Source organism: Pseudomonas sp. SB113 (genome assembly GCF_040754745.1).
Taxonomy (GTDB): Bacteria; Pseudomonadota; Gammaproteobacteria; order Pseudomonadales; family Pseudomonadaceae; genus Aquipseudomonas; species Aquipseudomonas grimontii.
In genome coordinates, this window is record NZ_JBFMHW010000204.1 from 1 (window position 1) to 432 (window position 432).

The window sequence follows — 432 nt, forward strand, 5'->3', positions numbered from 1 at the left end:
CCCAATAACCGTCAGGATCAGTTGCCTCTGGCACCAATTCGTCGACAGAAGACGGTCGGTTTGCTTCCAGGTAGCCTGCATCTTTGAATTGCTCCATGAAGTCGACGTCCGACGTAATATAATCGGCCCGTCCTACATCCTGCTCCATCTCGGTCGTAAAGATTGTAGCTAATGCAGCATTTCCTGAACGAAAGTACTGAACATTCACCTCAGGATGCACTTCATTGAAAGCCTTGACCAGCGCTTCAATCCGCTCTCGCGGCCAATGAGAGTAAATCGTCAGATCTTCCGCAAGCAGCGGTGTCACGGCGGCGGCAGAGAATGCGAGTGCTGTTAGTACTGTCTTTAATCGAAGCATGTTCTCCTCCATTCAGCTTCATTTCATTACGACGAACCCATCGTTAGGAATCAGGTGTCGGCGACTCCATTCGC

The 432-nt window shown here is 50.5% G+C and carries 1 protein-coding gene; it reads right to left on the reverse strand.

Features of this window, described 5'->3' with window-relative positions; translation table 11 throughout:
• Positions 1 to 358 (reverse strand): extracellular solute-binding protein (locus tag AB1462_RS32175; protein ID WP_367249163.1); only part of this gene is annotated, 358 nt, incomplete at its 3' end.
• Between the last annotated feature and the right edge of the window lie 74 nt (positions 359 to 432).